The organism is Anaerorhabdus sp. (genome assembly GCF_036637135.1).
Classification (GTDB): domain Bacteria; phylum Bacillota_I; class Bacilli_A; order Erysipelotrichales; family Erysipelotrichaceae; genus Anaerorhabdus.
This window is the reverse complement of the sequence record NZ_JAVWNC010000034.1, coordinates 1-23353: the sequence shown is the minus strand read 5'-3', so window position 1 is coordinate 23353 and position 23353 is coordinate 1. Positions and strand designations below refer to the sequence as shown.

Genomic DNA, 23353 nt, shown 5'->3' with positions numbered 1-23353 from the left:
AATAATACAAATATCTTCTTCAGAAAATATTTTACTTGTAGCACTCATTTTATCCGTTAAATCAATTTTGCTAGATGATTCAAAAGTATTTGTAATTATTTCCGTAATACGTTCGGTATGTTGTGTTGGGCTAAAATAAATTTGATATGTACTCATTGTATTACCATTTATCTTTCCTTTTATTTGTATCTTTATAATTTATTATAGTCTACTCTTACTTATGAATACAAAAGAAAACGATGTAATCTATGTTACATCGCTTATTAATTCTATTTATCTTTTGATGGAAGGTAATATATTTTTTCTCCATCTTTTGTCAACATGTAATTTCCTCTTGCATAACTTTGTACATAATTCGGGTCCGCTAATTTATCTCGTTGAGAAACAAGATAATCATTTTCATCTTTTACTGTTTCAAGTTTAACTTTTACTTCTTTCAATTGATTTTGAAGTGCGAATGTTGTACCAATTTCTTGTACCACACCAAAGATTAACCAACATGAAAAGAGAATAACCGCAATACACAATAATTTTGTAAGTGGTCGCATTGTTCTTTTAGGTTTCTTTCGCTTAACAACTCTTCGACGAACTGGTTGTTGTGTCATTGACATCCTCCTTTCGAGATACCTCTATTATAGAGTTTGATTTTCTTCTTCGCAAGATGTATCATCAATCCATTTTTCATCGATGACTTCATACATCATTGGTGCATCTGCTTTCTTTGAGAAATTCATTGTCTCTAATACCTTAACACTCATCTGTCTTTGTCCAAATGTAATTGTTATTTGGTCTCCAACTTTTACATCATATGAAGGTTTAACTGCTTTTCCATTAACCTCTATTCTTTGATGAAGAGCTAACTCTTTGGAGATTGTTCTTCGTTTTAGAATACGAGATACTTTTAGATATTTATCAATTCTCATTTTTCTTTGCCTCTTTACTTCTAACTAATACTTCTATCGCAAGTCGTAGACCATCATTTACTTTTGGTAATTTCACAATAATTTTTTGGTCTGTATACCGTAGTGTAATATCTTTTGAGATGGTTGTAAAGATTTCAAAGAGTTTTACCCCATCTACATGTGCACTAAACATTTGTGAAAATACAATCTCAACTTGTCCTTTGACTTCTCTATATTTATCTACATCTTCAGAATTAATGAGTATTTCTAGTCGTTTCTTCTCAAATAATACTTTTACTGATTTTGGAAGTTGACCAAATTCATCAAGAATCTTATCTTCAAAGTGTCTTAATTCTTCTTCTGTTTCAATTGCATCAATTTTTTGATACATACTAATCTTATCAAAATCATCTGGGGCAAAGATTTCTGGAATGTAGCTGTCTACCGAAACATTCGGTTTGACATTCTCTTTTCTTTCTTTCTTCTTGATACCCTTCTTCTCTTGAATTGCTTCTTCTAGCATTTCAATGTACATATCAATTCCGACTGTATCAATAAAGCCGGATTGTTCAGGTCCAAGTAAATCACCCGCACCACGTATGGTCAAATCTCGCATTGCGATTTTATATCCACTTCCTAGTTGAGTGAAGTCTTTAATTGCTTGTAGACGCTTTGATGCAATTTCTGTTAGTTGTTTCTTACTTGGTATCATAAGATATGCATACGCCAATCGATTGGATCTACCTACACGTCCTTTGATTTGATAAAGTTGTGATAATCCAAAGTTTTCAGCATGTTCAACTAAAATCGTATTGGCATTTGGAATATCAATTCCCGTTTCAATAATTGTTGTACAGACTAGTACATTAGTTTCGCCACTTGTGAATCCCATCATAACATCTTCTATTTCTTCTTTTCCCATTTGTCCATGTGCTACTGCAACACGTGCATCTGGAATTAGTTCTTGTAGTTTTCGTGCTGTATGATAAATCTCTTCAACATTGTTGTGTAGATAGAATGCCTGACCATTTCTAGCAAGTTCTCTTTCAATCACTTCTTTTATTAAAGAGAAGTTTTTTTCTACAACATAGGTTTGAACAGATACACGATTATCTGGTGGTGTTTCCAATTGTGATAATTGTCGTATACCAATGAGTGACATTTGTAGTGTTCTTGGAATTGGTGTTGCAGATAGTGATAGTACATCTACTGATTCTTTTAATTCTTTAATTTTCTCTTTGTGTTCAACCCCAAAGCGTTGTTCCTCATCAATAATAAGTAGTCCTAAATCTTTAAACTTAATATCTTTTCCTAATAAGCGGTGAGTACCAATTAAAATATCAACATTTCCTTCTTTGCATCCTTTGATAACTTCTTTTTGTTTTCCTGGTGATACAAAACGATTCATCAATTCAATGTTTACTGGATAATTTCTAAATCGCTTAGTAAATGTCTTTGCATGTTGTCTTGCAAGAATTGTAGTTGGGCAAAGGAAAGCAACTTGTTTTTCCTCGCTAACTGCTTTAAAAGCTGCACGGATCGCAACTTCAGTTTTACCAAATCCAACATCTCCACATAATAAACGATCCATTGGTTTTGGTTGCATCATGTCTTTTTTTACTTCGTCAATCGCTGTTTGTTGGTCATGGGTTAATTCATATTCAAAATCATTTTCAAATTCTTTTTGATAAATACTGTCTTCACCATATGCATAACCTATATGATCTTCACGATGTGAATATAACTGAATCAAACGTTCTGCAATGTTATTTACATTTTCTTTTAAACGAGCTTTGGTTGTGGTCCATTCATTTGACCCTAGTTTATGTAGTTTAGGTACAACACCTTCTCTAGAAACAAATTTACGAACCAATCTAAATTGTTCTAAAGGTACTAATAAAACATCATTGCCTTTGTAGACAACTTTTAAGAAATCTTTGTGTACACCAAGTACTTCCTTTGTTTCAAGTCCCATATATTGTCCTACACCATGTTGATTGTGTACAACATAATCGCCAGGTTTTAAATCTTGGTAACTTTTTAATACTTCAGCATTCTTGAATTTATTTGTATATTTAGATTGAGTTCTTCTTGTTTCAAATAATTCTGCAGAAGTGATAACTTCTAGGTTTTCTAACTCTGCTTCAAATCCTTCATAGATGGATGCAAAAGTAATGTTGATACCTAACCCTGCTGGTTCGTTTTCTTGTAAGAAATGGTATTCAACACCTTGTTCAATACAAGCATCCATAACTTGTTTAATTTCTGAATCACGCAAACAAAAATAGTATCTTTTTTGTTGAATGTTTTTCTTTATTAATCCTATTTGTACTGACATTGTTTCTTTTGGTAAATTAATTTCTTTTATTCTTGATATGTTATCATCGTAACGGTCTACATTTTGAATAGGATAATGATCTAAGATACGTTCAAAATCATGCATGACACTAAACTTTGGTAACGCTTTATTTTCTTGAACCATTTCTTGTAGATAGCTCGTATTTTCCTCCAATGCATGGTGTAATACTTCACGACATTCTTCTAGTGATGAAACAATTACACTTGGATGATTCATGTATTCTAGAAGATGACTCGTCTTATCAAGAAAACTCATATATGGATATAAACTATGATCTTGAATATGATTTTCTAGGTATTGTAGATCGATTTCTACTTTGCCTCGTAGTTGATCATTGTTTAATGAATCTAGTAAATTATTAACACGTGTACTTATCATTTCAACATCTTCATCACTAAAAAGAATATCAGTTGCGGGAATACACGTTACTTCATTTATATTTTCAATAGTTCGTTGTGTTTGAATATCAAAGTAACAAAGACGATCAATTTCTGTATCAAAGAATTCAATGCGGACAGGCATTGGATTATTCATCGAATAAAAGTCCAATACTCCCCCTCTTGCTGCAAAGCATAAAGGTGTATCAATATGAGATACTTGAGAATAACCACTTTGGATTAATTTACGTTTTAGCTCATCCATACTTATAGATTGACCAACTTTTAGTTGAATACAACTTTCTCTAAATAGTTGCGGACTTGGTAATTGTCTTACGCATGCAGATGCGTGTGTAATAACTATACGATTTGGATTTTCTAGTAATAATGATAAAGCCTCAACTTTGTTCGCCATATTCTCCGGACTTGCGGCAATCGCTTCAACACGTAGTGACTCCTCAACGCTAAAAATGACACATTGCTCTTGAGGGAGGAGGGTGCTCAGTCTCTCATACAGGCGTTGTGCCGAATATAAATTCTTTTCAATGACAATCATGGGTCTAGGTTTCTTTTGATAACTACTTGCGATTAATAGTGCTTCTTGAATAAATGATGTAAAGGTAACTGGTGATTTCCCAACAGTACAATCAATGACTGCTGGATTGTTTTCAAATTCTTTTAGTATCCAGGATTTCATGATTTGTTATATCGGTTCATAACTTCACTAAAGTCATGTGAGATACTCATGTAAGCAGCCTCCGCTGCTTTAATAAGTGAGTCTTGATAATCCGCTTTACTTTCTTTTGGTATTTTACCTAACACATAATCTACAATCGGAATCAAAGGGTTCTTATCAATCCCTACTCGAATTCTTTGAATCTCTTGCGAGTGTAAGTGATTCATAATACTTTGCATTCCTTTTTGTCCACCAGAACTACCTTGTGTTCTTATTCGAAGTTTTCCTACAGGTAAATCTAAATCATCATGAATGATGAGAATGTCTTTAGTTTCAATCTTATAAAAATTTACTGCTTGAATTACAGCTTCACCAGATGCATTCATATAGGTAAGTGGTTTCATAAGAATGACTTGTTCATTCCCTACCCTTACCTGTGCAATTAAGGCATTAAATTTTTTTTGATCAATAGAAGTGTGACAAAGTTTTGCGAGCTCATCTATTGCATCAAATCCTGCGTTATGTCGTGTGTGTTCATATTCTTTTCCGGGATTTCCTAACCCTACAATTAGTTTCATTGTCATCCTCCTTCTATGCTCAATTATTCTACCACGAGTTCTATAAAATACCAATTGATATTGTGGCAATTTGTGAATTTCATAAAGTAGAAAACAAGGAGTTAATCCTCCTTGTTTTGATTACTTTCTATTTGTATAACTTCATCATTATTATTCAACCAATTCATGTTCACCTTTAACTCTGTTAGATAACGTTTACCCAACTTTGTATCATAGAATCTTTGTACATCTTCTTTGATTAAATCAAAATCTTCTTTGCGATTTTGTATTGAATAAATTTTCACTAAATAAGCTTGGCATAAATCTTTATACATACCAATCAATTGTTTAGCGTATTTGTAACCTTGGTAATCACCATCCAAAACATCTATAAAGAATTGCTCACCCAAGTCACCTTGATTTTCATAAAGTTGGAAAGCATGTTTCGAAATATGATAAGCCAATAAATTTTTTAAATAAGCTTCATTTTCATTCAATTTTTCTTTGAACTTTTCTAACTTAAATTCATCATTTCTACCATACAATGCATTCACACAAGCCAAGCATAGATAATACAAACTATCTTCATTTAATTGTGCTGTGTCTCGTTTGAATGGCCCTTTGTTGTCAACCAATGGAAAGCAATTTACTTCTTGAAGAATTGGTAATATTTCTTTGTCATGTTTATAGAAAACGCTTCCCCACAATTGAAGAACTTTTCCCTTCATATAAAATTCTGGATCACTCATTGTTTTTAAATATTCATCTAACTTTGAAAACAATAACTTCTCATCATCAAATGATGTAATACAATCTACTATTTTTTTATTCTTCTTATTTCGTTTGAATAGAAACACAAATGAGAAAGAGAAGAAGATTATTAAACCAATCATAATGAGGTTCAATGCTAAACTAATCATATCCATGTTATCACCCTACTTTTCATTGTAATTTTATCATACTAAGTAAAAATAAAACAGTTTTCTCAAACTGTTTTATTCAATCTCAATTTTCTTTTCTAGTATATAAACTGTTATGCCATAGAATGCAACGATTTCTACGATTGTCATAATCATTAAATACCAATTTATACTAATTGAAGATATTTTTCCATATTCCATTACTTCGAAAATAAATCCTGATTCTTGCATTGAAATTGGTAAGTTCATTCCAATAAAACTCATAATGACTGTATAAGCAATAAAGATTAAGAATGATATTGCTGTTTTATGATTTCTTGTGTATTTTGTTTGAACTGCAGTTACTAATACAAATAGTCCTAAAATAATTACTAATCCTTCAAGAATACCTTGTACCAGTCCAATTAGGAATACGCCCAAATCAATTCTTCCAAATGCATAATTGATAGCATTAAAAAATTCATTCATGTTGATTGGAACACCTTCTACCGTGATAATTGCGAATACAAGAATCATGATACCAACTGCTAGTACAATAGAAGTTATTGTTAGCCATAAGAACGCAGAGATTACTTTCGATAAAACTAATTCATGTGAACTTACAGGTAATGTAAGTGTTAAGTAACCTGGTTTTTTAAACATTGACGTGTTGTAGTTTTTAATGATTGTAACAAACACTGCAATTGAAATACCAAAGAATGCAAATATGATAATTGAAGCACCTATGGCACTAATATCGTAAGGTAAGAAAGGTACAATTAAACAAGCAAGTAAGAAAATACCAAATACTAAAGCAAAGTTTCTATAACTATGAATCATTTCATATTTTATTAATTTTAGCATTTGAATACCTCTCTAAATATTTCGTCAATTGATTGACCTCTTTGTTGTCTTAATTCTTCTGCATTACCACTAATTACTAATTCACCATCTTTGATAAGAATAACTTCTTCAAATATTTTTTCAATGTCACTAATTAAATGAGTCGATATTAAAACAAGACTATCTTCAGAGTAGTTATTTAATATAATTTCTAGAATTAATTCTCTAGCTGCTGGATCAACACCACCGATTGGTTCATCAAGAACATAAATCATTGCGTTTCTACTCATAACAAGAGCCAATTGGAATTTTTCTTTCATTCCTTTTGACATCGATTTGATTCTCATATCTGGATGTAATTCCATACGTTTCATTAAACCTAAACATTTTTCTAAATCAAAGTCTTTGTATAAGTCGTGGAACATTGAAACAGCATCTCTTGCTTTCATCCAATCTTCTAAATATGTTTCATCTGGTAAATATGAAACAATACTTTTTGTATATGTGTTTGGTTTTTGACCATCAATTAAAACTGTTCCCTTATAATCTTTTAATAACCCATTTAATATTTTAATTAGTGTAGTTTTCCCACTACCATTAGGCCCTAGTAATCCAACGATACGGCCACCCTTTAATGAACAACTGAAATTGCATAAAGCCATTTTTTTACCATATGACTTTGTAAGCTGTTCAATTTTTACTAACTCTTTTTCGCTCATATATTTTCCCCTTCTGAGTTCTTCACAAGATCTATGGTTTCATCTTTAGTGAATCCTAATGAATTCATTTCATTAACATATCTTGATGTTTTCTCATGCCCTTGATGTAATTTTAATTCTTGAATATCTTCTTGAGTCGCACTAATAAATCTACCTGAAGTGCGTTCTGACTTGAGTAGACCTTCTCGTTCTAATTCTTGCAAGGCTCTTTGGATTGTGTTTGGGTTAACACCAAAGAAAATTGCCATTTCTCTTACTGTATCAACTTGATCACCTGATTTGAGCTTACCCGAAACAATTTCTTTCTTAATATAATCCATCACTTGAATATAGATGGGTATATTTGAATCGAAGTTAATCATTTATATCATCTCCTTGTATTAATCAAATAGTACAATAACACAAACACTTTTGTCAACTACTTTTTCGTGATATAATTTATTTTACGAAATAAGTTTGTATTTTATACATATAGAGGTGCAAGTATGAAAAAAGTAATATCACTGTTAATTATCGGTTTATTATTCACTGGTTGTAGTAATGATAAGAAACCAGAAGTAACTCCTGTTACAACCCCTGAACCAACAATCGAACCAACACCAGTTCCTTTAGATCATGATACTTATGATAGTTTATATGTCATTGCAAATAAGACTCATCCTTTATCTGAAGATTTTGAACCTACTGATTTAGTAGTCCCTGATGTTTTAGCAACTCGTGATGGTCTTGAACTTCGTCAAGAAGCTGCCACTGCACTTGAAACCATGTTTGAAGCTGCAAAAGCAGATGATATTACATTGCGCTTTGGTAGTGGATATCGTTCATATAGTACACAACAACGTCTATTCAACAATTATGTTGCGAAAGATGGTGAGGAAGCTGCTAATCGTTATAGTGCACGCCCAGGAGAATCTGAGCATCAAACTGGCTGGGCAGTCGATATAAGTGATGGTAGTATGAATAATTGGCTTAAAAATAGCTTTAAGAACACACCTGAAGGCCAATGGTTAGCTGAAAATTCTTATTTATATGGATTTGTATTACGCTATCCAGAAGGAAAAGAAGATATCACTGGCTATATCTATGAGCCATGGCATTTTAGATACATCGGAATTGATGAAGCATTAAAGATTAAGGAAAGTGGTTTAACTCTTGAAGAATTCTATGGTTATATGAACTAAACAAATTTTGATATCCATATGTTTTTTATTGACTTTTAAATCACAGTCAATTATGATAGTAAAGCAATTGTTCTATTTATTATAGTAAAAATGGAGGTGGATTTGATGAAAAGAACATATCAACCAAGCAAAAGAAAACACCAAAAAGTCCACGGATTTAGAGCCCGCATGAAAACGGTTGGTGGCCGTAAGGTATTAGCCCGCCGTCGTAGTAAAGGTAGAAAGATCTTATCGGCTTAAGAAAAGTCACCTATGGGTGGCTTTTTTTCAAAAATTTATGAAAATACACTATCGCATTAAGAAACAAGAAGAATTTCAAACCATTATCGGTAAGAAAAAGTCAATTGCGAACCCTACTTACGTTGTATACTATCAACCTCGCCAAGAGAATTGGTGTCGAGTTGGTATCTCTGTTGGTAAAAAGCTTGGAAACGCCGTATTCCGTAATAAATATAAGAGACAATTAAGGATGCTTTTACAAGAGTCACTTGATTTTGATGGACATCCTTATGATTTAATCATTATTGTTCGAAATAAATTTACTAAGCAGTCTTATTTAGATAACAAAAAAGACTTGGAAAGCTTATTAAATAAAGTTACAATTATAAAGCATACATGATGAGGAGATTTAAATGAAAAGAAAAACTAAAAAAATCATACTCTTAGTAGGAATCTTTGCAGCACTATTTCTATTAAGTGGATGTACTACTCCAATGGTTAAGGATCCTGAAACCGGTAAAGAAGTAGTAAAACTAATTACAACATCAACAACATTTCAAGAAATATTTAGTTCTGAAAGCTGGTTCAGTGCATTAATTGTATTCCCACTTTCACAAATTATGAACTACTTAACACCAATTATCGGAGTTGTAGCTGCAATCGCTATCGTAACTGTAGGTGTAAACGTATTTACTATGTTACTTACTGTTAAATCAACTGTAGCATCTCAAAGAATGCAACAACTACAACCAGAAATGGATCGTATTACCAAGAAGTATGAAGGTAAAACTGACGATCGTTCAAAAATGGCTCAAGCACAAGAAATGCAAAATCTTTACAAGAAATTCAACATCAATCCATTCTCAATGATTCTTGTGACTTTCTTACAATTACCAATTATTTTAGCAATTTATCAATCAGTTCAACGTGCTGAAGCTGTAGCACATGGTCATTTCTTAGGATTAAGCTTAGAACAAACACCTTGGAATGGACTATTAGCAGGGGAATACATGTATATCGTATTGTTCGTGTTAATGTTGATTTGCCAATTTGGTTCTATGTACTTACCTCAATTCTTAGCTAAACAAAAAGCAAAGAAAGATGCTGAAAAAGCTGGTAAACGTTATGTTCCTGTAGTAAATAAAACAAATAACATGATGTACTACATGATGGTTCCTGTTATGGTATTATCTGTAATGTGGCCATCAGCTATGACTATTTATTGGGCTATTTCATCATTAACAATGATTGCGAAAACACTTATTGTACAAAAATTCTTTATTGACAAGAAAGAAGGTTAATTATGAAAAAATATACTGCTAAAACATTAGATGAACTTTTAAAGAATGCCTCAAATGAGAAGCATGTAGACGTTAGCGAATTAACTTATTTCATTACAGAAGAGAAAAAAGGAATTTTAGGTATTGGTACATCGGTATCTGCAGATGTATATTGCATGAATGATGTTAAGGAATTTATCTTTAACTATCTAGGAGAATTCTTTACTGAATTAAATCAAGAAATTGAAGTAGAAATTATTCAACAACCTGATGGAATTAAAGTAATGTTAAATGCAGAGAACAATGCAATTCTCATTGGCAAGAATGGTCAAACATTACAAGCTATGAACACTGTTCTTCGTGGAGCTGTAAATAGTACATTTAAGAAACGTATACCTACATTAATTGATATCAACAATTATAAGACAGATCGTTATGCAAAAGTAAAAGCTATGGCTAAGCGTATTGCAAGAACTGTTCAAAAAACAAAAGTTGAAGCAGTATTAGATCCAATGCCAAACGATGAACGTAAAGTTATTCATCAATTCTTAGGAGAAATGGATCATATCAAAACAGAATCTGAGGGTGAAGGTAGTCATCGTCACTTAAAGATTATGTATGATGAAAATAAAACAGGTTCTACAAACTAAATACGATAAGGACAAGATAAATATTTTGTCCTTTTTTATTTTGTTTGATATGCTTAATACGTGAGGGATAGAGTATGAAAATTACAGCATTAGTCGAAAATATTTCGAATACTGATTTAATAGCAGTCCATGGTTTGTCATTATTTATAGAGACAGAAAAACATAATATTCTTTTTGATTTAGGGCCCGATGATACTCTATTTAAGAATGCGAACAAATTAAATATTGATCTTAGTTTAGTTGATATTGTTTTTATTTCTCATGGCCACTTTGATCATGGAGGGGCACTAAAAAGATTTCTTGATATCAACACAACAGCAAAGATTTATATTCAGCGTAAAGCTTTTGAAAAGCATTTTAATAAAATCGGATTTTTTAAGATTAGTGTTGGTCTTGATGCTACTCTTATAAATCATCCACAAATTATTTTAGTTGATGGTGATTTAAAGATTGATGATGAATTGAGTTTATTTATTGTCGAGGAAACAAGTAAATGTCGTTCTCCTGAAAATGATCACCTCTATATTAAAGAGGGTAAGGATACTTTTCTTCATGAACAGAATTTAATTATTCATGAAAAACAAACAGCACTTATACTGGGTTGTGGACATGCTGGTGTAGTGAATATCTTAGATAAAGCAAAATCACATCATCCGCAAGTTTGTGTTGGAGGATATCATTTAGCTTATCCAGTAACTAAGAAAAATATAAACATCGATTTATTAAATCAAATTATCAAAGAATTAGAGAATTATCCAAATATTAGTTTTTATACTTGCCATTGTACTGGAATTAGAAATTATGAGTACTTAGCATCTAAGTTGGAAACTATGCATTATTTAACTTGTGGTGATATGTTACATTTCGATTAAATTAAATGTACTTGCTATACGCATTTTAAAGCCATTTTTATTCACTTTTATATTGCACTCATATACAAGAGATATACTACTCAAAATGCCGTTTAAACCGTTTATAAAGGGCTTACATTATCATGGTTATGTGGAAAACTTACATATAACCATGATTTTTTTAAATTGTTGAAAGATTTAAGATTGTTTGGCTTGAGTTTTCAACATAAATATTGAGTTTTCAACAATGAATTCACAATCCACAATTAGTAGTTTTCCACAATTGTGGAAAACTGTTGAAAACTTTAAAATACCCTTTATTTATAGTCTTTTTTCGTTGTTGAAAGTGTGTGTTTCTTAATCGTTAGTTTTGATTTGTCCACATTTTCCACAATTTCACTTGTTGTGGGTAAAGTTTCCACTATTTATCCCCATTCGAAAGATGTGGAAAATTGTGGAAAACTCATAAATAGACCATAGTTATCATTCTTTTAGCTATATTTCTATGTGGATAAAAAAAGTTTTCCACAATTTGCTGTTTTTTACCTTGATTTAACATGCTATAATGTTCCTACAATTCAAATCTATTAGGGTTAAATTTTGAAGGAAGGGGCTTTATTTGTATGACTAGCAATATGTTTTACCTCAACGAAATATGGTCTAGAGCTCTTGAGTCTATCGGCACATCTGGACGCGTCGACAGCTTTGTTTTTGATAATTTCTATAAAGAATCAAATCTTGTGGATTTAAATGAAAAAAAAGCTTTAATATCAGTTGCATCTTTTATTCATAAAACTTTGTTGATGAACGAAATCGATTTAATTTCAACAACTTTAGAGGATATTCTCAATGCACCTACAAAATTACAATGCGATATTATATTAGAAAAAGATCTAACTCGTTTTATGAATGAAACAACCAATGAAACTGAAATTCAAGTTATTGATGAAACTTTTGATAGTAGTCCTCTTCGAGAAGATCGTACATTTGATAATTTTGTAGTAGGTGATTGTAACAGAGAGAGTCATTCTGCTGCTTTGGCTTGTGCATATAATCCTGGTAACTTATTCAATCCGTTATTTATTTATGGAAATTCTGGATTAGGTAAAAGTCATTTACTATGTGCAATTGGTAATTATGTTAAGAAGAATGAACCTTCAAAAAAAGTTTATTATACTGATTCTAATAAATTTGTAGATAATGTAGTTAATTCTATCAAAATGGGTAAAATTGATGCATTTAAGAAATATATGTATTCGATTGATGTTTTACTTATTGATGATATTCAATTTATTGCGGGTAAAGAAAAATCACATGAAATTTTCTTCTCTATTTTTAATGAATTAGTTAATAATAGAAAACAAATCTGTATTGTATCAGATCGATTACCTACTGAAATTAAAGGATTAGAAGATCGTTTAATCAGTAGATTCTCTTCTGGATTGTCTGTTGGTATTGATTCACCTGAATTTGAAACTTCTTTAGCTATCTTAAAAGTGAAGATGAGTAATTCAGCATTTGAATCAAGAAATATTGATGAAGAAGCACTTTCATTCATTGCATCTAACTTTAATCGCGATGTAAGACAGTTAGAAGGGGCTTTGAACCGTGTTTTATTCTATGCCATAGAGTTTCAAAAGGATGATGGTAAAATTCGATTTGACACAGCTACAAACGCTCTACGTGGTCAAGTCTTAGTTTCTGATAAGTCTGGAATTACTGTTAGAAAAATTATAAAATGTGTTTCTGAATATTATGGTTTAACAAAACAACAACTTACAAGTAAAACTCGAACTAAAAATATATCTACAGCACGACAAATTGCGATTTATATGTGTCGAAAACTTTTGGATTTACCTTACATAAAAATAGGTGAAGAATTTGGTGGTAGAGATCACTCTACAATCATGAGTTCATGTGAAAAAGTAGAGAAGCAAAGTAAATCGAATGGTGCATACTTACAAGCTCTAAATGAAATAGAAAAAATAATCAAGTCATAAAACTTTACACATCTTTGCACTTTTAATTCACACTAAAAAGTGTTAAAATATACTTATAAAATAAGGCGATTTGGAAGTTTTCCACTTTTCCACACCCTTAATAATAATTATTCTTTTAAAACTATTAATATATTAGGAGGCCACTATGAATTTCAAAGTATCCAAGAGAATTTTCTACAACGCTTTACAAGTTGTATCTAGAGCAATCTCAGCCAATTCTCCATTACCTTCTTTATCAGGAATTAAGATTGAAGTAAATAACGATCATATTATCTTAACAGGTAGTGATTCGGATATTTCAATTCAAAAGATTTTGAATAACGAAGATGAAGATTTAAATCTTGTAGTTAAAGAAACTGGATCAATTGTAATCGAAGCGAAATATATTTTGGAAATCGTTAGAAAAATTGATGCTGATGAAATTAATTTTGAAATTGTTGATGGATCATTGACAAAAATTAGTGGACTTTCTGCAGAATATAAAATCAATGGTATGAGAAGTACTGATTATCCTGCAATTGATTTTTCAAAACCAAGCCAACAATTTGATATTGATGCTGATGTTTTGATGAAAGTAATTAATCAAACAAGTTTTGCAACAAGTGATAAAGAAACACGTCCTGTATTAACAGGTGTTAACTTTAGATGTAAAGGCGGTAAACTTGAATGTGTTGCAACTGATAGTTATCGTTTAGCTAGAAAAGAAGTTGAATTAGAAGGGGATAATAATTTTAATATTACAATTCCTGCAAAAAGTTTAAATGAAATTGTTAAAACAATTGATAAAGAAGGAAAAGTAAATATTTGTGTATCTGAAAAGAAAGCTCAGTTTTGGATTAGTAATACTTTGATTCAAACTCGCTTAATTGATGGATCATATCCAGAGACAGAAAGACTTGTACCTGTTGAATTCTTGCATGAAATGATAGTAGATAGTCGTGATATATTAAATGCGATTGACCGTGCATCTTTCATTAAGAATGAAGGTATTTCAATTGTTAAATTAAGTGCTGATTCTAAAGAAGTTGTAATTTCAAGTAAATCACAAGAAGTTGGATCTTCAACTGAAAAATTAAATGTTATTTCTTATACAGGTGATCCAATTGAAATTAGTTTTAGTGGACGTTATGTATTTGAAGCAATTCGTACTTTAGCAACTACAACAGTTAAAATTCAATTTAGTGGTGAAATGAAACCATTCGTTATCAAAAATAATGATGATGATTCAATCTTACAATTAGTATTACCAGTTAGAACATATTCATAAGTTTTAAGAACAACCTCAAGGGGTTGTTTTTTTTTGGATAGAAACAAGTGAAAATTTCTTAAAATAAATAGATTATATATCTTGCTTTTTTTTAGTTAAAAAAGTATAAAAAAAGCTTGATGAAAAGCACATATTTAAGCATTTTTGTGGTATAATTTAATAGGGTTTTTGCGCCTAAAAAAGAGGAATTCATATGACAAAAATTAATACTGATTTTATTACATTATCACAACTATTAAAAATGGAAGATTTAGTTAATTCTGGCGGAGAAGTTAAATACTTTTTAGCGAATGAAAAAGTTCTAGTTAATGGTGAAGACGAAAATCGAAGAGGTAAAAAATTATATCCAAATGATGTCATAGTAATTCATAATAAAACATTTGTAATTGAAAAATGATTGTTAAAGAATTAAGATTAAGGAATTTTAGAAATATTGATTCTTGTATTCTTAAGTTTAACGAAGGTGTAACTGTTTTATTAGGCCAAAATGCTCAAGGTAAAACAAATCTATTAGAGAGTCTAGTTTTCTTATCGACAACACGGTCTCATCGTTTATTGTATGATCAACAAATGATTCAAGATGAGAAAGAACTGTGTAATTTAGAATGTTTAATTCAAGATGAAAAGGAAAAGAAGATAGGCGCTGTTATTTATCAAAAAGGTAAGACTTTATTAATAAATAGTCAACCTGTTTTAAAAAGTAGTGATTTCATTGGTAAGTTGAATGTCGTTTTATTTTCTCCAAGTGATTTAGAAATATTTGATGATTCTCCAAAAGAGAGAAGAAGAATAATGGATATTGAAATTGGAAAATGTTCAATGAATTATATGCATCACTTGTCAAAATATTTAAAACTACTTAAAGAAAGAAATGCTTGTTTAAAAATGAATCGTGTCGATGAACCTTATTTGATTGTATTAGAAAATCAAATGATTGAATCACAAATAGAGATTCTTATTGAACGTAAGAAATTCTTTGAATATTGTAATAAAACAATTAGTAAATTTTATTCGTTTTTATCGAATCAAGAGTCTGAACTTAAGATGATTTATGAGTCTTGTGTAACTATTGATAGCAAAGAACAAATGAAACGTGATTTGTTAGAACAATATAATAAGAATAAAGAAAAAGATATGTTATATAAAATGACTTCTATAGGAATTCATCGTGATGATTTTTATTTTTTGATGGATGATAAAAAAGTTGAATTGTTTTGTTCACAAGGGCAAAAGAGAATGGTTATTCTAGCGCTCAAATTTTCTCTTGTAGAATATATAAAAAGTATTGAACAGAAAGTTCCTGTTTTATTGTTAGATGATGTATTGTCTGAATTAGATAGCCAAAAGAGATTAAATCTATTTAAGTTATTAGATAATTATTGTCAAACAATAATAACAACAACTGAAATGGTTGATGGTTTTGATGAATTACATAACAAGCCATTGGTCTATTTAGTTGAAAACGGAAAAATGCAAGCCAAGGAGGGTAAACAATGACTGAAATTGATAACAAAATTGATAACAAAGTAGACCATTCTTATAACGAGAGTGATATTCAAGTCCTTGAGGGATTAGAAGCAGTAAGAAAACGTCCAGGTATGTATATTGGATCTACATCTGGAAGAGGATTACATCACCTTGTATGGGAAATTGTTGATAATGGGATTGATGAAGCTTTAGCGGGATTCGCAACAACTATTCAAGTTATCGTAGATAAAGATAATATCGTAACTGTTAAAGATGATGGTCGTGGTATGCCAACAGGTATTCATGAAAAAACAGGTATTTCAACTGTTGAAACTATTTTTACTGTACTTCATGCTGGAGGTAAGTTCGGTGGTGGTGCATATAAGGTTTCAGGGGGATTACATGGTGTTGGTGCTTCGGTAGTTAATGCTTTGAGTGAATGGTTAGAAGTAACTGTTTATAACGGTAGCGAAGAGTTCTACGTGCGTTTTGAGAATGGCGGGCAAACAACAGTACCATTAAAAGTTGTAGGACCTTGTACTCCTGATCAAAAAGGATCTACAGTACGTTTTAAAGCTGACCCTACTATTTTCCAAGAAACAGTTGCGTATGATCATAATGTATTAAGAGATCGTTTAAGACAAATTGCATTCTTAAATAAAGGTATTCGAATTGTATTCACTGATGAACGTGTAGAGGATTCTGATAAGATGACTGAAGTTTATCATTATGAGGGTGGATTAAAAGAGTATATTGTTTATTTAAATAAAAATAAAACAGCAATTCATGAAGAGATTATTTATTGTGAAGGTGTTGAAGAGGGTATCCAAGTTGAAATTGCAATGCAATACAATGATGGTTATGTACCTAATATTTATACATTCTGTAACAACATTAATACCAATGAAGGTGGTACGCATGAAGAAGGATTTAAACTTGCGTTAAACCGTGTGATTAATGCTTATGCAAAAGAAGCAGGAATAATCAAGAAGGATGAAGATAACCTTCAAGGTGATGATGTTCGTGAAGGATTAACTGCAGTAATTTCAGTTAAACATCCAGATCCTCAGTATGAGGGACAAACAAAAACAAAATTAGGAAATAGTGAAGTTCGTAAAATTGTATCGAATGTTTTTGGTGCTAGTTTACAACGTTTCTTAATGGAAAATCCATCTGAAGCTAAAATCATTTTAGATAAAGCAACAGTTGCATCTAAAGCAAGACTTGCAGCTAAAAAAGCACGTGAGTTAACTCGTCGTAAGGGTGCTCTTGAAATTTCAAGTTTACCAGGTAAATTAGCGGACTGTTCAAGTAAAGATGCTAGTATCTCAGAAATATATATAGTCGAAGGAGATTCTGCCGGAGGAAGTGCGAAACAAGGACGTGATAGTAAATTCCAAGCTATCCTTCCACTTAGAGGTAAAATTCTAAATGTTGAAAAAGCTCGTTTACATCGTATATTTGAAAACGCTGAAATTCGCTCAATGATTACTGCTTTCGGTTGTGGTGTGAGTGATGAGGTTGATACAAGTAAACTGCGTTATCATAAAATCGTTATCATGACAGATGCCGATGTTGATGGTGCTCATATTCGTACGCTATTACTTACATTCTTCTATCGTTATTTAAAACCGGTTATTGAGCAAGGATATATTTATATTGCACAACCTCCTTTATATAAAGCACAAAAAGGTAATGCAGTTCGTTATGCATACAGTGATGAAGAATTAGAAGTTATTAAACGTGAACTTGGAGATCGTCTTGGTATCCAACGTTACAAAGGTTTAGGAGAAATGAATCCTGAACAGTTATGGGAAACAACAATGGATCCTGAAGTTCGTACATTAATTAAAGTAGATATTGAAGATGCAATGGATGCAGATGCAGTATTTAGTATGTTGATGGGTGATGAAGTTGAACCACGTAAAAACTTTATCGTAGAGAATGCACAGTTCGTTAAGAACTTAGATATATAGGAGGATATAATCATGGAGATGGATGACAAGTATAACTCGGAAACGTTTAATCACGGTAAGATAAAAAATACTGATGTTTCTAAAGAAATGAGAGATTCTTTCTTAAGTTATTCAATGTCGGTAATCGTAGCACGTGCTTTGCCAGATGTTCGAGATGGAATGAAACCAGTTCATCGTCGTATTATCTATGCAATGAACGACTTAGGTATTACACCAGATAAACCACATAAGAAATCAGCACGTATCGTTGGGGAAGTAATTGGTAAGTATCACCCTCATGGTGATACTGCGGTTTATGAAACAATGGTTCGTATGGCACAAGAATTTAGTTATCGTTATCCTTTGGTAGATGGACATGGAAACTTTGGTTCTATTGATGGTGATGGCGCGGCAGCAATGCGTTATACGGAAGCTCGTATGTCAAAAATATCAAATGAGTTAATGAAAGATATCCAAAAAGAAACAGTTAATTGGATTGATAACTATGATGGCGAAGAAAGAGAACCAGAAGTTCTTCCAAGCCGTTTTCCAAACTTACTTGTAAATGGTACAACGGGTATAGCTGTAGGTATGGCTACTAACATGGCACCTCATAATTTAGTGGAAGCAATTGATGCTTGTATTGCGATTATGGAGAATCCAGAAATCACAGTACAAGAATTAATGGAAAACTATATTTCGGGTCCTGACTTTCCTACAGGCGCTTATATACTTGGACGTTCTGGTATTAAACAATCATATGAAACAGGCCGTGGAAGTGTTATTATGCGTGCCAAAACAGTGGTTGATGAATTGTCTAATGGAAAACCTAGAATTGTTGTAAAAGAAATTCCTTATATGGTTAACAAAGCAACTCTTGTAGAAAAGATTGCATCTCTTGTAAGAGAAAAATTAATTGATGGAATTACAGATCTTCGTGATGAATCAAATCGTGAAGGAATAAGAATTGTTATAGAACTTCGTAAAGATGTACAACCGGATGTTATTTTAAATCAACTATTTAGAATGACGGCATTGCAATCTTCTTTTGGAGTTAATAATATTGTGTTAGTTGATAACGCCCCTAAACAATTGGGTATACGAGATCTACTAAAACATTACATTGATCATCAAATTGAAGTTACTGTACGCAGAACTAAGTTTGAATTAAGAAAAGCTGAAGATCGTGCACATATTTTAGAAGGATTAAAAATTGCGTTAGATCATATTGATGAAATCATTCATACCATCAGAAGTTCTGCAGATGCAACAGAAGCAATGCCAAAATTAATGGAAAATTTTGGTCTATCAGAAATTCAATCAAAAGCAATTCTTGATATGCAATTTAGAAGATTAACAGGATTGGAAAGAGAAAAAATTGAAGGCGAATACAATGACTTAATTGCATTTATCGCTGACTGTAAAGATATTCTCGCAAATCATTCTCGTGTTGTTCAAATCATAAAAGATGAACTAACGGATATTAAATTAAGATACGGCGATAAACGTCGTTCTGAAATAATTGAAGGCGATATCGATATGGAAGATGAGGATTTGATTCCAGTAGAGGATATCGTAATTACAATGACAATTAATGGCTATATTAAACGTATCCCTGCAGATACTTATCGTGTACAAAATCGTGGCGGTAAAGGTGTTAAGGGTATGGCTGTAAATGAAGATGATATCATTGATCAGTTCTTAACGATGTCTACTCATGACTTCTTAATGGCATTCACAAACAAAGGAAAAGTGTATCGCTTAAAAGGATATAATGTACCTTCTTCAAGTAGAACGTCAAAGGGAATTCCTGTTGTAAATTTATTAAGTTTGGATAAAGAAGAAAAAGTAAAAGCTTTAGTTGCGATTAAAAAAGAAGATGTTGATCATAAATATTTATTCTTCGTTACACAAAATGGAATTGTAAAACGTGTTTCAGTTGGTGAATTTGAAAATATCAGACAAACAGGAAAAATCGCAATCACATTAAAAGATGATGATGAATTAATTGGAGTTAAACCAACAACAGGTAATGATGAAATTATTATTGCAGGAAGTAATGGTAAAGCTATAAGATTTAAAGAATCTGATATTCGTGCAATGGGAAGAACAGCTTCTGGTGTCCGTGGATTCAATGTAGATGGATCTAAAGTTATTGGTATGTCAACAGATCATGAAGGAAATTATATTTTAGTAATTTCTGAAAAAGGATATGGAAAAAAATCTCCGTTGGATGATTACCGAATGACGAAACGTGGAGCCAAAGGTGTTATGACTTTGAAAATCACAGAAAAGAATGGACCACTTGTTTCACTTAAGGCTGTAAATGGAGATGAAGATTGCATGATCATGACTGATGATGGAATTGTAATTAGAATTAGTCTTGAACAAGTTTCAACTTATGGAAGAGGAGCACAAGGTGTGCGACTAATTTCAACAAGTGATGCAAGTAAAGTTTCTACAATTGCAATCGTAGAGAAATCAGAAGAAATAGAAGAAAATGCTGATTCTGAAGCAGTAGAAATTATTAATGAAAATAGTGAAAATAGCGAGGAATAATCGCTATTTTTTACTGTTTGACACAAAATAAAAGCCCTCTAATTTGCATCGAAATCTTTTTCGTGGATGATTACCCATGAAAAAATGCAAATAGAGGGAATATTTTTATCAAAATACTAGAAAATAATTCAAGTTAATATAAACCACCTAATCGGTATCCATTTTCAGTTTTTACGATATTAATTCTTTTTAATTCTGGATCTATTAAATCTCCATAAGTAGAAACGATATCTACTAGAATTTCATTTTCTGTTTCTTTTGTTCCAATAATGTATGAAGTATTGAAAACTTGTTCATCTGTGATACTTGGAACATTTAGTATGCAATAGAGAACACCATCATCTTCGATATAAATAGGTGACTCTGATTCAAAAACTTCTGCATAAAATTGAGAAACAAAATTGACATCAAATACTTGTTCAACATAATTTTTAATTTGATCAATTGATGTTGGGTTTTCAATATTAACGGCATTGAGTACTTGGTAGTAACCGGGATGATCTACACTTTCTTGTTCAGCTAAATCTACACCTATACCATATAAGTAATCAAATGCAGCTCTATCTTTGGACAATAATTCATCAAGAATTTCTTTGGTTCCTTTATATGTTGGGTTGTCTGGATAAATAGTTTTCGTATCTATTTCAAAACTTGCTTCTCCACATGCCCAAAAACTATCACATTCACCATAAATATGAAATACCATGGTATAAGGTTCTAACTTTAACTCAGCTATATATAAAGCGTTGCTGTGATCATCTTCCCTTGTTTTTAAATCCTTTAATGATTCAATTTGAGGTATGGTTTCAATAAGCACAGGTAAAGCAGGGGTATCAAGCGTATGGATTATAGAATCCGCAGCTATGCTAGTATTATAATCACTTATGCATTCTTGAACTAGCATCAACATTCTTTCATCAAAAGTTAATTCTTTTGGTCCTTCAGGCTCTTTAGTACAACCAGTAAGTAGAAGGGCAATAGATAAAAATAGAACTAATTTCTTCATAGGTTCACCATCTTTCATTAATTATTATAACACTGTTAAACAAGCCTTGACAAACCAATGTGAGGGTGTTTAAATGTAGTTACAAATCGTTGAAAAGGATAAGTAAATTCTAGGTTATTTATAGAGAGATAGTGGTTGGTGGAAGCTATTATAACAGGAATTGAAATCTACCTTTGAGTTAAAGTTAAAACTTTACGGGGCATCGTTAAATGCATTGAGTGACAATTGTTCCACGTGAAACAATTGTAATGAGGGTGGCAACACGAGATATCGTCCCTTGATGGAGGTATCTTTTTATTTTGAGGAGGAAAGAAAATGTTAGATATTAAATTGATTAGAGAAAATGCAGAATTAGTAAAAGAAAACATTAAAAAGAAATTTCAAGATGCAAAACTTGAACTTGTTGATGAAGTTATTCAACTAGATAAGGATTTTAGAGAGATAAAGACAAAAGCTGATGATTTACGTGCTTTAAGAAACTCAAAGTCAAAAGAGATTGGTGCATTTATGCAACAAGGATTAAAAGACAAAGCTCAAGAAACTAAAGAAACAATTGCACATATCGGCGATGAAATTAAAGCATTAGAAGAAAAAGAAATAGATTTAGAAGCAAAGATAAAGAAAATCATGCTGACTATACCCAATATTATTGATGCAAGTGTTCCTATTGGTAAAGATGATACAGAAAATGTTGAGATAGAAAAATTTGGAGAACCTACTATACCTAGCTTTGAAATTCCTTATCATTCTGATATTATGGAAAAACTTGGTGGAATTGATTTGGATTCTGCAAGAAGAACAAGTGGTAATGGATTCTATTACTTAATGGGTGATATCGCTAGACTACAATCAGCTATATTGTCATATGCTAGAGATTTCATGATTGATAAAGGATTTACGTACTGCATACCTCCGTTTATGATTCGTAGCGATGTAGTTACTGGTGTAATGAGTTTTGCTGAGATGGAAAACATGATGTATAAGATAGAAGGGGAAGACCTTTACCTTATTGGAACATCAGAACATTCAATGATTGGTAAGTTCATTGATACAATTTTAGATGAAAAGACTTTACCTCATACACTTACAAGTTATTCGCCTTGTTTTAGAAAAGAAGTGGGTGCACATGGCTTGGAAGAAAGAGGCGTATACAGAGTACATCAATTTGAAAAGCAAGAAATGATAGTTGTATGTAAACCTGAAGAAAGTATGGATTGGTACAATAAGATGTGGCAATTCACTGTAGAATTCTTCAGAACATTGGACATCCCTGTAAGAACATTAGAGTGTTGTTCAGGAGATCTTGCGGATCTTAAAGTTAAGAGCTGCGATGTTGAAGCTTGGTCACCAAGACAAAAGAAATATTTTGAAGTAGGAAGTTGCTCTAATCTAGGGGATGCACAAGCAAGACGACTTGGTATTCGTGTCAACGGGGAGAACGGTAAGTACTTTGCGCACACATTAAACAATACTGTGGTAGCTCCACCGAGAACATTAATTGCATTCTTAGAAAATAACTTAAACGAAGATGGTAGTGTTAGAATACCAGAAGCGTTAAGAATGTATATGGGTGGTAAAGAAGTAAT

Annotated in this window: 22 protein-coding genes and 1 other annotated feature; of the genes, 13 read left to right on the top strand and 9 right to left on the bottom strand. The window is 31.7% G+C overall.

All coding sequences use genetic code 11. The features are described from left to right. Positions 1 to 269: 269 nt before the first annotated feature. From RR643_RS07510 to RR643_RS07475, 8 genes are all read right to left on the bottom strand, one after another. Positions 270 to 605 carry an FtsB family cell division protein gene (locus RR643_RS07510; protein ID WP_332468797.1) on the bottom strand — a complete coding sequence of 112 codons (336 nt, stop codon included), beginning with the start codon at positions 603 to 605 and terminating at the stop codon, positions 270 to 272. 27 nt (positions 606 to 632) lie between these two features. Then, complete coding sequence (locus RR643_RS07505) at positions 633 to 923, bottom strand: RNA-binding S4 domain-containing protein (RefSeq protein WP_332468798.1); 291 nt, start codon at positions 921 to 923, stop codon at positions 633 to 635. Next, on the bottom strand, positions 913 to 4335 hold the full coding sequence (mfd, locus tag RR643_RS07500; RefSeq protein WP_332482814.1) for a transcription-repair coupling factor: 3423 nt from the start codon (positions 4333 to 4335) through the stop codon (positions 913 to 915). Before mfd ends, RR643_RS07505 begins: the two co-directional genes overlap by 11 nt. Continuing rightward, positions 4332 to 4892 (bottom strand): aminoacyl-tRNA hydrolase, encoded by a 561-nt coding sequence (gene pth, locus RR643_RS07495; RefSeq protein ID WP_332468800.1) that lies wholly within the window; start codon positions 4890 to 4892, stop codon positions 4332 to 4334. Before pth ends, mfd begins: the two co-directional genes overlap by 4 nt. Positions 4893 to 4993: 101 nt before the next feature. Next, complete coding sequence (locus RR643_RS07490) at positions 4994 to 5797, bottom strand: hypothetical protein (RefSeq protein ID WP_332482813.1); 804 nt, start codon at positions 5795 to 5797, stop codon at positions 4994 to 4996. A 69-nt stretch (positions 5798 to 5866) separates the two neighbouring features. Further along, on the bottom strand, positions 5867 to 6634 hold the full coding sequence (locus tag RR643_RS07485) for a hypothetical protein (RefSeq protein WP_332482812.1): 768 nt from the start codon (positions 6632 to 6634) through the stop codon (positions 5867 to 5869). Next, positions 6628 to 7332, bottom strand: coding sequence for an ABC transporter ATP-binding protein (locus tag RR643_RS07480; RefSeq protein ID WP_332468803.1), 705 nt, complete (start codon positions 7330 to 7332; stop codon positions 6628 to 6630). The genes RR643_RS07485 and RR643_RS07480 overlap by 7 nt, the downstream gene beginning before the upstream one ends. Then, positions 7329 to 7694, bottom strand: coding sequence for a GntR family transcriptional regulator (locus RR643_RS07475; protein ID WP_332468804.1), 366 nt, complete (start codon positions 7692 to 7694; stop codon positions 7329 to 7331). The genes RR643_RS07480 and RR643_RS07475 overlap by 4 nt, the downstream gene beginning before the upstream one ends. A 123-nt stretch (positions 7695 to 7817) precedes the next feature. On the opposite strand from RR643_RS07475, the gene RR643_RS07470 reads away from it, so the two are divergent. From RR643_RS07470 to gyrA, 12 genes are all read left to right on the top strand, one after another. Then, on the top strand, positions 7818 to 8513 hold the full coding sequence (locus RR643_RS07470) for a M15 family metallopeptidase (protein WP_332482811.1): 696 nt from the start codon (positions 7818 to 7820) through the stop codon (positions 8511 to 8513). Between the two features lie 105 nt (positions 8514 to 8618). Further along, positions 8619 to 8753, top strand: a complete 135-nt coding sequence (gene rpmH / locus RR643_RS07465; protein ID WP_078711099.1) for a 50S ribosomal protein L34 — start codon at positions 8619 to 8621, stop codon at positions 8751 to 8753. Positions 8754 to 8790: 37 nt separating this feature from the next. Then, positions 8791 to 9132 carry a ribonuclease P protein component gene (gene rnpA / locus RR643_RS07460; RefSeq protein ID WP_332468806.1) on the top strand — a complete coding sequence of 114 codons (342 nt, stop codon included), beginning with the start codon at positions 8791 to 8793 and terminating at the stop codon, positions 9130 to 9132. A gap of 13 nt (positions 9133 to 9145) precedes the next feature. Further along, the gene (gene yidC / locus RR643_RS07455) at positions 9146 to 10033 is read left to right on the top strand and encodes a membrane protein insertase YidC (protein WP_332482810.1); all 888 of its coding nucleotides are present in this window, start codon (positions 9146 to 9148) and stop codon (positions 10031 to 10033) included. Positions 10034 to 10035: 2 nt separating this feature from the next. Further along, the gene (locus RR643_RS07450) at positions 10036 to 10662 is read left to right on the top strand and encodes a Jag family protein (protein ID WP_332468808.1); all 627 of its coding nucleotides are present in this window, start codon (positions 10036 to 10038) and stop codon (positions 10660 to 10662) included. A gap of 74 nt (positions 10663 to 10736) precedes the next feature. Continuing rightward, on the top strand, positions 10737 to 11534 hold the full coding sequence (locus RR643_RS07445; RefSeq protein WP_332482809.1) for an MBL fold metallo-hydrolase: 798 nt from the start codon (positions 10737 to 10739) through the stop codon (positions 11532 to 11534). 602 nt (positions 11535 to 12136) lie between these two features. Then, the gene (dnaA, locus tag RR643_RS07440; protein ID WP_332468810.1) at positions 12137 to 13513 is read left to right on the top strand and encodes a chromosomal replication initiator protein DnaA; all 1377 of its coding nucleotides are present in this window, start codon (positions 12137 to 12139) and stop codon (positions 13511 to 13513) included. 145 nt (positions 13514 to 13658) lie between these two features. After that, entirely contained in the window at positions 13659 to 14780 is a 1122-nt protein-coding gene (gene dnaN, locus RR643_RS07435; protein WP_332468811.1) for a DNA polymerase III subunit beta, read from the top strand. Between the two features lie 193 nt (positions 14781 to 14973). Beyond that, positions 14974 to 15177, top strand: coding sequence for a S4 domain-containing protein YaaA (gene yaaA, locus RR643_RS07430; protein WP_332468812.1), 204 nt, complete (start codon positions 14974 to 14976; stop codon positions 15175 to 15177). Further along, entirely contained in the window at positions 15174 to 16277 is a 1104-nt protein-coding gene (gene recF, locus RR643_RS07425; protein ID WP_332482808.1) for a DNA replication/repair protein RecF, read from the top strand. Before yaaA ends, recF begins: the two co-directional genes overlap by 4 nt. Continuing rightward, positions 16274 to 18223 (top strand): DNA topoisomerase (ATP-hydrolyzing) subunit B, encoded by a 1950-nt coding sequence (gyrB, locus tag RR643_RS07420; RefSeq protein WP_332468814.1) that lies wholly within the window; start codon positions 16274 to 16276, stop codon positions 18221 to 18223. Before recF ends, gyrB begins: the two co-directional genes overlap by 4 nt. 12 nt (positions 18224 to 18235) lie before the next feature. After that, the gene (gyrA, locus tag RR643_RS07415; protein ID WP_442878009.1) at positions 18236 to 20761 is read left to right on the top strand and encodes a DNA gyrase subunit A; all 2526 of its coding nucleotides are present in this window, start codon (positions 18236 to 18238) and stop codon (positions 20759 to 20761) included. 133 nt (positions 20762 to 20894) lie between these two features. On the opposite strand, the gene RR643_RS07410 is transcribed toward gyrA, so the two are convergent. Beyond that, positions 20895 to 21767: a membrane lipoprotein lipid attachment site-containing protein gene (locus tag RR643_RS07410; protein ID WP_332468815.1), complete on the bottom strand. Its 873-nt coding sequence runs from the start codon at positions 21765 to 21767 to the stop codon at positions 20895 to 20897. Between the two features lie 80 nt (positions 21768 to 21847). Then, positions 21848 to 22048 (top strand) — a binding site (T-box leader). 34 nt (positions 22049 to 22082) lie between these two features. On the opposite strand from RR643_RS07410, the gene serS reads away from it, so the two are divergent. Beyond that, a partial coding sequence (gene serS / locus RR643_RS07405; protein WP_332482807.1) for a serine--tRNA ligase occupies positions 22083 to 23353 on the top strand: 1271 nt, incomplete at its 3' end.